This window comes from bacterium (genome assembly GCA_030654305.1).
In the GTDB taxonomy this organism is placed as follows: Bacteria; Krumholzibacteriota; Krumholzibacteriia; order LZORAL124-64-63; family LZORAL124-64-63; genus PNOJ01.
The window spans coordinates 1-9,726 of sequence record JAURXS010000394.1; the positions used below are offsets into that span (position 1 = coordinate 1).

8 protein-coding genes are annotated in these 9,726 nt (G+C 71.8%); 7 read left to right on the plus strand and 1 reads right to left on the minus strand.

Features of this window, described 5'->3' with window-relative positions:
- From Q7W29_11300 to Q7W29_11315, 4 genes are all read left to right on the plus strand, one after another.
- On the plus strand, positions 1–674 hold a 674-nt coding region (locus tag Q7W29_11300; GenBank protein MDO9172403.1), incomplete at its 5' end, for an SUMF1/EgtB/PvdO family nonheme iron enzyme.
- Positions 675–798: 124 nt separating this feature from the next.
- Positions 799–2,064, plus strand: a complete 1,266-nt coding sequence (locus Q7W29_11305; protein MDO9172404.1) for a TolC family protein — start codon at positions 799–801, stop codon at positions 2,062–2,064.
- The gene (locus Q7W29_11310; GenBank protein MDO9172405.1) at positions 2,061–3,377 is read left to right on the plus strand and encodes an efflux RND transporter periplasmic adaptor subunit; all 1,317 of its coding nucleotides are present in this window, start codon (positions 2,061–2,063) and stop codon (positions 3,375–3,377) included. Before Q7W29_11305 ends, Q7W29_11310 begins: the two co-directional genes overlap by 4 nt.
- A gap of 14 nt (positions 3,378–3,391) precedes the next feature.
- The gene (locus Q7W29_11315) at positions 3,392–6,457 is read left to right on the plus strand and encodes a CusA/CzcA family heavy metal efflux RND transporter (protein ID MDO9172406.1); all 3,066 of its coding nucleotides are present in this window, start codon (positions 3,392–3,394) and stop codon (positions 6,455–6,457) included.
- A 37-nt stretch (positions 6,458–6,494) separates the two neighbouring features.
- Here Q7W29_11315 and Q7W29_11320 read toward each other — a convergent pair whose 3' ends face one another.
- A complete protein-coding gene (locus Q7W29_11320; GenBank protein ID MDO9172407.1) occupies positions 6,495–7,007 on the minus strand; it encodes a ferritin in 513 nt (170 codons plus the stop codon).
- 309 nt (positions 7,008–7,316) lie between these two features.
- On the opposite strand from Q7W29_11320, the gene pdhA reads away from it, so the two are divergent.
- From pdhA to Q7W29_11335, 3 genes are all read left to right on the plus strand, one after another.
- Complete coding sequence (gene pdhA, locus Q7W29_11325) at positions 7,317–8,414, plus strand: pyruvate dehydrogenase (acetyl-transferring) E1 component subunit alpha (protein ID MDO9172408.1); 1,098 nt, start codon at positions 7,317–7,319, stop codon at positions 8,412–8,414.
- Positions 8,407–9,387 carry an alpha-ketoacid dehydrogenase subunit beta gene (locus tag Q7W29_11330; protein MDO9172409.1) on the plus strand — a complete coding sequence of 327 codons (981 nt, stop codon included), beginning with the start codon at positions 8,407–8,409 and terminating at the stop codon, positions 9,385–9,387. The genes pdhA and Q7W29_11330 overlap by 8 nt, the downstream gene beginning before the upstream one ends.
- A gap of 24 nt (positions 9,388–9,411) precedes the next feature.
- Positions 9,412–9,726: biotin/lipoyl-containing protein (locus Q7W29_11335; protein ID MDO9172410.1), on the plus strand; the 315-nt coding region annotated here is incomplete at its 3' end.

Genomic DNA, 9,726 nt, shown 5'->3' on the forward strand with positions numbered 1-9,726 from the left:
GCGCCCTGCTGCCCAACCCCATGGGCCTCCACGACGTCCACGGCAACCTGCTGGAGTGGTGCTGGGACCGCTACGGCGAGACCTATTACACGGCCGCGCCCGCGACCGACCCCACCGGGCCGGCCACCGGCAGCAACCGGGTGCTGCGCGGCGGTTCCTTCGCCGACGCCAACCAGCGGCTGCGCTGCGCGGCCCGCGCCTACCTCGACCCCGCCGCCGCCGTGGGGCTCGTGGGTTTCCGGCTGGTGCGCAACGCGCCGACCGTCAAGTCGGGCGGGGAATCGCCGATCTTGCATCCCGGCGCGTCCGCGCCTACGTTGCCGGGAACCGGAGGCATGCGCTTGAGCCCACGTCGGATCGCACTGATCGCCCTGATCTGCCTGGCCGCGGGATTCGTCCCGGCGCAGGTCGCTGCGGTCTGCGCCCCGGCGACCGGGCACGGCGACGGCACCCACACCGAGGGCGTCCCCTGCGCCGATCCCGACCGCGACGGCGACGCCTGCGGGACGGGCTGCCCCTGCACCTGCTGCCCCGGCCACGGCGTCGCGCCCGTCTTCACGGTCGAACGCCTCGCCGGCGATCCCCTGACCGCCTGCACCGGCCTCGGGCCGCTGCCCGACGCCTCCGCTCCCCGCGACATCCACCTCGGCATCTTCCACCCTCCGCGCGCCTGACCGACCCCCGATCGTCGTGACGATGGTCCGCTCGCCCGTGCGAGCGGTGGGTTCGGGCATTTGACGGAACGTCGCGCGGGGACCGCTCCCGGCCGCGTCGTTCCCGACAGGCGGGTGTGTCGAGATGCGGATCAAGCACGAGCATGTCCTCGCGGCGGGCTTCGTCCTGCTGTGCGCGGTCACGGCGGGCGCCGAGACTGCGATGATCGAGACTGCGGTGATCGAGATCACCTGGTCCGGCATCGCCGACCTGGTCGACGAGCACCCCCTGCTCGCGGCGGGGGAGCAGGGGATCCTGGCGGCGCGGGGCGCGGTCGACGCCGCGGGCGCGCGGCCCAACCCGACGCTGGAGGCGGCCCTGGGCCGGGTGCGCGAGCGCCCCGGCGAACCGTTCGGCCGGCAGTGGGACCTCTCGCTGACGTTGCCGCTGGACTGGCTGTCGCGGCGCTCGCCGCGCCTGGACGTAGCGCGGGCGGACCTCGACGCCGCCGCGGCCGAGCACGAGACGATCCGGCGCGACGTCCTGCTGGAGCTGCGCACGCAGTTCTGGAACCTCGTCCACGACCAGCGGCAGGTCGTGGTGGTGGAGGAGCTGGCGCGGGAGACGGCGAACCTGGCGTCGGCCGTGGGCCGCCGCGTGGAGGCGGGCGAGGTGCGGCCCGTCGAGGGGACGCAGGCCGAGATCGAACGGGAGCTGGTCGACGGCGAGCTGGCGGCGGCGCGGACCGCGCTGGCCTCCCGGCAGGCGCAGCTCGCGCTCTGGCTCGGCGCGCCGCCGGGTGCGACGATCGTCGCCGTCGCCGATCTGGAGGCGCTGTCCGAACCGCCGGATCCCGGCGCCGGGAGCGGCGGGGACATCTCTGGAAATATTGCCGGGCAGCCCGCGCTGCGGCTCGAGGCGGCCCGCGTGCGCGCCCTCGCCGCCGAACTCTCGGCCGAGCGGCGCGAGCGCCTGCCGGCGTTCTCGCTGATGGCCTACACCTCCCGCGAGCTGGACCAGCGCGCCCGAGGCGGCGGGATCGCCGTCGACCTGCCCCTGTGGGATTGGAACTCCGGCGGCATCGCGCGGGCGCAGGCGCAGCTCGCCGCCGGCCTCAGCCGGGAAGAGGCCCGGCGCCGCGCCTTCGCGGCGGAGATCGTCGCGGCCGTCGCCGCCTGCCGCACCTCGTTCGAGACCGCCTCGCGCCTCGCCGCGGGCGTCGTCCCGCGTTCCGCATCCGCCGCCGCCGTCATCGAGAAGACCTACCTGTCGGGCGAGACCGGCCTCTTGGAGGTGATCGACGCGCGGCGCACGCTGCTCGCGTCGCACCGCCGGCTGCTGGACGCGCTCGCCCAAGCCCAGATCGACCACTGCCGCCTGCGGGCGCTGATCGGGGAGGAGCTCCCGTGAACATCCGCCACCTGTCGATGATCGCCGCCCTCGGGATCCTGCCGGCCTTCGCGGTCGTGTCCTGCGATCGGTCCTCGCCGCCGCCCGACGTCGAAGCGCTCGCGGCGGAGACGCCGGACCACGAGCACGAGGACGCGGCGGAGGTTTCCGACCTGGACCGCCCGGTCGAGGAGCTGTTCGCCGCCGACTGCGAGCACCTGGTCAAGATGTTCGCCTGCGACGAGTGCCGCTACGAGGTCGGCGTCGCGCGCGTGCCGGCGAGCCTGGTCGAGGGCGGGCTCGTCGCGACCGTCCGCGCCGAACCGCGCGCCGTGGACGTCGCGGTGCCGCTGACCGGCGAGGTCCGCTACGACGAGCGGCGCGTGGGCCACGTCGGCACGCTCGTGGAGGGGGTCGTCACGACGGTCCACCACGAGCTGGGCGACCGGGAGCGGCGCGGGCAGCCGCTCGCGTCGCTCGAGTGCGCGGCGGTCGGGGAGGCGCAGGCCGAACACCTCGCGGCGCAGGGGATGCTGGACCTGGCCCGACGCAACCTGGAGCGGGTCGCCGGCCTGCGCCGGGAGGCCATCGCTTCCGAGAAGGAGTTCCTGCTGGCGCAGCAGGAAGCGGACGCCGCGCGGATCCGCGCCGACGGGGCCCGCGGCCAGCTCACGCGCTTCGGCATGTCGGAGGCGGCGGTGCGCGACCTCGCCGACGGCAAGGGGCTCGGCAGGCTCGTCCTGCGCTCCCCCCTGGACGGCGCCGTGCTGGCCATGCACGCCGTGCCCGGCGAGGTGGCCGGGACCGGGTCGCCCCTGTTCACGGTCGGCGACCACGCCGTCGTCTGGGTGTGGGCGGACCTCTACGAACGCGACCTCGCGACCGTCGCCGGCGCGCAGGCGTCGCTGAAGCTGGCGGCGACGGTCGCGGTCAAGGCCTACCCGGGCGCGTCGTTCGCCGGGACCGTGGATCTCGTCGGCCTGTCCATGGACGAGTCCTCGCGCACGGTGAAGGTGCGCGTGGAGGTGCCGAACCCGGACGGGCGCCTGCTGGCCGGCATGTTCGCCGACGTGGCGCTGCACCTGCCCGGGACCGAAGCGGTCCTGGCCGTGCCGCCGGCGGCCGTCCTGGAGGACGAGGGCCGCGAGTTCGTGTTCGTCCACCACCACGACGACTACTACGTGCGCCGGCCGGTGAGGACCGGCCGCGCCGCCGCGGGCTGGGTCGAGGTCCTGTCCGGGCTCGACCCGGGGCGGACCGTGGTGGCCGAGGGCGCCTTTCTTCTGAAGTCCGACGTGCTGCGCGCCAAGATGGGCGCCGGCTGCGCCGACTGACACCGGGAGCGATCATGCGAACCGTGACCCTGTTGCTGAACAACCGCCTGCTGGTGCTGCTGGCGACGGCGGTGCTGGTCGCCGCCGGCGTCGTCGCCTGGCTGCACCTGCCCATCGACGCCTTCCCGGACGTGACCAACACCCAGGTGGTGGTCATCTCCCAGGCCCCGGGCTTCGCCGCGGTCGACGTGGAGGCGCGGGTCAGCTACCCCATCGAGCAGGTCATGCGCGGCCTGCCGCGCGTGCAGCAGGTGCGCTCGCTGTCGCGGGCCGGCCTGTCGCAGGTGGTGATCGTGTTCGAGGACGGGGCCGACACCTACTGGACGCGGCAGGTGGTGTTCGAGCGCCTGGACGCGGCCCGCGAGCAGCTCCCGCCGGGCGTCGAGCCGGAGCTGGGCCCCATCTCGACCGGCCTGGGCGAGATCTACCAGTACACGCTCGAGGGCGACGACGAGACCGCGATGGAGCTGCGCACGATCCAGGACTGGCTCGTCGCGCCCTGGCTGAAGCCCATCCCCGGCGTCAACGAGGTCAACAGCTTCGGCGGCGAGGTGAAGCAGTACCAGGTCCTGGTCTCGCCGGAGAAGCTGCTGAAGTACGGCCTGACCGTGAACGACGTCGTCGAGGCCGTCGAGCAGGGCAACGCCAACTCCGGCGGCGGCGTGGTCGTGCGCGGCTGGGAGCAGATGTACCTGCGCGGCGTGGGGCTGCTGCGCGACATCCCGGACCTCGAGAGCGTCGTGCTGGAGGCCGAGGACGGGGCGCCCGTCTGCCTGCGGGACGTCGCGGAGGTGGTCATCGGCGCCGAGCCCCGGCAGGGCGCGGTCTCCCGCGACGGCCGGGGCGAAGTGGTGGCCGGCATGATCATCATGCTCAAGGGCGAGAACGCCAAGGACGTGGTGGGCCGGGTCCAGGACGCGGTCGCCGAGCTCCAGGGGGCGCTGCCCGAGGGGGTCCGCCTCGACGTCTTCTACGACCGCACCTCGCTGATCGAGGCCTGCATCCACACCGTGGTCAACGCGCTGCTCGAGGGCGGCATCTTCGTCATCCTGGTGCTGTTCCTGTTCGTCGCCGAACTGCGCTCCGCGCTGATCGTCGTGGCCTCGCTGCCGCTCACCTTCCTGGTGACCTTCATCCTCATGGGCTCCGCGGGGATCACCTCCAACCTCATGAGCCTCGGCGGCCTGGCCTTCTCCGTCGGCATGGTCGTGGACGCTTCGATCGTGGTGGTGGAGAACTCCCGCCGCCACCTGGCGCACCTGACCGATCCCGCCTCGAGGAGGCGGGCGGTCGCCGAAGCCGTGGTCGAGGTGGCGAAGCCCGTCGCCTTCTCGGTGCTGATCATCGCGGTCATCCTGGTGCCGCTGTTCACGCTGCAGGGGATCGAGGGCAAGATGTTCGCGCCGCTGGCCGCGACGATGCTCATCGCCCTCTTGGTCTCGCTCGTGGTGGCGTTCACGATCATCCCCGTCCTGGGGGAGCGGTTCCTGAACCAGGGCCCCGAGCGGGAGTTCGGCTTCATCCGCCGCTTCCACCGCGGCTACGTGCGCCTGCTCGGTCGCGCCGTGCGGCGGCCCGCGCTGACGCTCGGGATCTCCGGTGCCGTGCTCGTCGCCTCGCTGGCGCTCGTCCCGCTGGTGGGCACCGAGTTCATGCCGCCGCTGGACGAGGGGGCGCTCGCCGTGAACGTGGTGCGGCTGCCCAACGCCTCGCTGGACGGGTCGGTGCGCGTCGCCGGCTTCATGGAGGAGCGCCTGCGGAAGTTCCCCGAGGTCGAGACGGTGGTCAGCAAGACGGGCCGCGCCGAGATCTCGGAGGACCCGATGGGCCCGGAGCAGACCGACGTCTTCATCATGCTGAAGCCGCGCAAGGAGTGGGACACCGGGCGCGACCGGGCCGGGCTCGTGGACGCCATCCAGAAGGACCTCTCCGAGATCCCGGGGCTGCGCTTCTCCTTCTCGCAGCCGATCGCGCTGCGGGTGAACGAGCTGATCTCCGGCGTGAAGAGCGACCTCGCGGTCAAGGTCTTCGGTCCCGACCTCGAGGTGCTGAAGTCGTTCGCGGACCGCGCGGCCGCCGTGCTGCAGGGGGTCGAGGGCGCCCGGGACGTGAAGGTGGAGCAGGTGTCCGGCATGTCGCAGATCGACGTGGTGATCGACCGCCAAGCCGTGGCGCGGCACGGCATCCGGATCGCCGACGTCAACGCTGCCATCGAGACGGCGGTCGCCGGCAGGTCGGCCACGACCCTGATCGAGGGGCAGCGGCGCATCGCCGTGGTCGTGCGCTTCCCGGAGGCGGCCCGCAACAGCATCCCCGTGCTCGAGCGGCTGCTGATCGCGGCCCCGGGCGGGGAGCGGGTGCCGCTGGCGCAGATCGCCGACTTCGCGGTCGTCGAGGCGCCGGCGCAGGTGAGCCGCGAGAACGGCATGCGCCGCGTGGTGGCCGAAGTCAACATCCGCGGCCGCGACCTCGGCGGCTTCGTGTCCGAGGCCCGGGCGCGCCTCGCGCCGCTGGTGGCGGAGCTTCCGGTCGGCTACCACGTCGAGTACGGCGGGCAGTTCGAGAACCAGCAGCGGGCCATGCGCCAGCTCGCGGTCGTCGTGCCGGTGGCGCTGCTGCTCATCATGGTCCTGCTCTACCTGGCGCTGGGTTCGTTCCGGAACTCCCTGCTGGTGCTGCTCAACCTGCCCTTCGCGCTCGTCGGCGGCGTGATCGCCGTCGTGGTCTTCGGGATGCCCGTGTCGGTGTCCGCGGCGGTCGCCTTCATCGTCCTGCTCGGCATCGCCGTGCAGAACGGGGTGGTGCTGGTGGCGTTCTTCCGGCAGCTGCAGGAGCGGGGCGAGACGGTGGCCGACGCGGTGATCGACGGCTGCGACCTGCGGTTCCGGCCGCTGCTGATGACCGCCCTCGCGAGCTTCATCGGGCACCTGCCCATGCTCTACGCGACGGGCTCGGGCGCCGACATCCAGAAGCCGCTGGCGGTGGTGGTGATGGGCGGGCTGGTGACCTCGACGCTGCTGACGCTGATCGTGCTGCCGACGCTCTACGCGCTGGTGGAGACCCGCCGCACCGGCAGATGACGGCGGGTCTCCGTGACGGCGGGTCTCCGACGGCGCGCTAGGCCGCGGCGGGGGGCGTGGGCGCCGGGCGGGCGGCCAGCTCGCGGTCGAGCATGAACAGGCCCGGCCCGTTGCCGCCCATCATCGCCAGCTTGCCCAGGATGGCCTCGACGGCGGCCTCCTCCTCGACCTGCTCGCTGATGAACCACTGCAGCGTGATGTTGGTGGCGAAGTCGTTCTCCTTCATGGCCAGACCCGCGAGGTTGTTGATGTTCTCGGTCATGTGGCGCTCGTGGGCCAGCGCGGCCTCGAACATCGCCGTGGGGTCGGCCCACTCCGTGTCGGGCTGGGGGATGGCCCGCAGCAGGGCGTGGCCGCCGGTGGCGTGGACGTAGTCGAAGAACTTCATGGCGTGCTGCAGCTCTTCCTGCGCCTGCATGCGCATCCAGTGCGCGAACCCCTCGTAATTGCGGGCCTGCGACCAGGCGGACATGGCCAGGTACAGGTAGCCGGAATAGAATTCGGCCTGGATCTGCTCGTTCAGGGCCTTCTGGATCCTCTCCTTCAACACGGCGGGTCTCCTTGCTCGGGGGTCGCGGGGGCGGGTCACCCCCACAAGGTAGGACCGAGCCGGAGCACCGTCACGGAAAAAGCCGCCGGACCCCAATGGGGCGTTGCTCCGGCGGCTAAATCTTGATATTCGTGTTCAGGTGCGCGGGTGGCGGCACCCGGGATTCGTGCCGATCATGGGCCGCGCCGCCGCACAGCCGGCGATGCCCGCCTGAACCTGCCCGGTCCCCGCCGGATCGGTCGTCTTCTCGCGCCCCCCGCCGCCGTGCGGGGCAGCGGCCCCCCTGCGGGCCTGGAAAGGAACGATTCCATGCCGATGAAGGAACTCGACACCTTCCGCGTCTCCTACCTCTCCATCCTGGACGAGGACGCGAACGTGGACAAGGATCTCGAGCCGAAGCTGAAGAAGCCCGAGCTGATCGAACTCTACCGCCAGATGGTCTGGGCGCGCCGCACCGACGAGCGCATGCTCAAGCTCCAGCGGCAGGGGCGCATCGGCACCTTCGGGCCGAGCACGGGCCAGGAGGCGGCCCAGTGCGCCGTCGCCTTCGCCATGAGGAAGCAGGACTGGTTCGCCGGCGCCTTCCGCGAGCACGGCGTGCGCCTGCTGCGCGGCGAGAGCCTCACCCGGCAGCTCGTCTACTACAACGGCCAGGAAGAGGGCAACATCAACGAGGGGTCGGCCAACCCGCGCAACCTGCCCATCTCGGTGATCGTGGGCGCGCAGCCCCTGCACGCGGTGGGCCTGGCCTACGCCATGCGGCTGCAGGGCGAGACGGAGACCTGCGCCGTGACCTTCATGGGCGACGGCGCCACCAGCGAGGGCGACTTCCACGAGGCGATGAACTTCGCGGCCGTCTGGAACCTGCCGGTGCTCTTCGTGGTGCAGAACAACCAGTGGGCGATCTCGGTGCCCCGCTCCAAGCAGACCAAGTCGGCGACCATCGCCCAGAAGGCCATCGCCTACGGCATGCCCGGCGTCCAGGTCGACGGCAACGACGCGCTGGCGGTCTACGCGGCCGCCTCGGAGGCGCTCGACCGCGGCCGGCGCGGCGAGGGGCCGACCCTGATCGAGGCCGTGACCTACCGCCTGATGATGCACACCACGGCCGACGACCAGTACAAGTACCGCACCAAGGAGGAGGAGGAGCTGTGGTGGCGCCGCGACCCCCTGGTGCGCTTCCGCGCCTACCTTGAGGCGAAGAAGATCTGGTCTGAGAAGGACCAGGAGGCGCTCGAGGAGGAGTACAAGGTCGAGATCGAGAAGCAGGTGAAGGCCTTCGAGGAGATGTCGGGCTGGAAGCCGGACGCCCCCTTCGACCACGTCTTCGGCACGAAACACGAGCGCATCGAGGCGCAGCGCCGGGAGTTCCTGGCCGAGATCGCGAAGGAGGCCGACCGTGGCTAAGCTCAACATGGTCCAGGCGATCAACCTCGCCCTGGACGAGATGATGGCGGAGGATCCCAGCGTGATCGTGCTGGGCGAGGACGTCGGCGTCGACGGCGGCGTGTTCCGCGTCACCGAGGGCCTGATCGAGAAGTACGGCGAGGCGCGCGTCATCGACACGCCGCTGGCCGAGAGTGCCATCATCGGCACGGCCATCGGCATGGCCCTGGCCGGTCTGAAGCCCGTGGGCGAGATGCAGTTCTGCGGCTTCTCCTACATCATGATCCCTCAGCTCGAGGGCCACGGCTCGCGCTACCGCTCGCGCACGCACGGGCAGTTCCACGTGCCCCTGGTCATGCGCGTGCCCTACGGCGGCGGCGTGCGCGCGCTCGAGCACCACTCCGAGAGCCGCGAGGCCTCCCTGGGCCACTTCCCGGGCGTGAAGGTCGTCATCCCGTCGGGACCGCGCAACGCGCGGTCGCTGATGCGCGCGGCGATCCTCGATCCCGACCCGGTGGTCTACATGGAGCCCAAGCGCTCGTACCGCGCCTTCAAGGAGGACGTGCCGGAGACGCCCGAGACGGTCGAGATCGGCAAGGCGCAGGTGGTCCAGGAAGGCACCGACGTCACGGTGATCGCCTGGGGCGCGATGATGCACACCACGAAGAAGGCCGTCGAGGAGATCCGCCAGGCCCGCGGCGCCAGCATCGAGCTGATCGACCTGCTGACGATCTCGCCCATGGACACCGAGACGATCTGCGCCTCGGTGCGCAAGACGGGCCGCCTGGCCGTCGTCCAGGAGGCCCCGCTCAGCTTCGGCCCCGCCAGCGAGATCATCGCCACGGTCAACGACCACGCCCTGATGCACCTCGAGGCGCCCGTGAAGCGCGTGTGCGGCTACGACGTCGTCACGCCCTACTTCGGCCGCGAGAACCTCTACATGCCGACCGTCGGGCGCGCCCGCCGCGGCATCGAGGAAGTGCTGGACTTCTAAACGGAGCCTTCGAGGAGGAAGCCGATGTTCGAGTTCAAGCTGCCCGACCTGGGCGAAGGCATCCACGAGGGCGAAGTCCTCAAGTGGCACGTGCAGCCCGGCGACGTCGTCGTCGAGGACGCCCCGCTGGTCGAGGTCGAGACGGACAAGGCGGCCGTGACCATCCCGTCGCCCCGCGGCGGCAAGGTCATCTCGGTCACCGGCGAGATCGGCGACGTGGTGGCGACGGGCCAGGTCATCGCGGTCATCGACGACGGCCAGGGCGCCGCCGCCGCGCCCGCCGCGCCGGTCGCGAAAGCCGCGCCCGCCCACAAGCCGGCCGGCAGCGGCCGCGCCGCG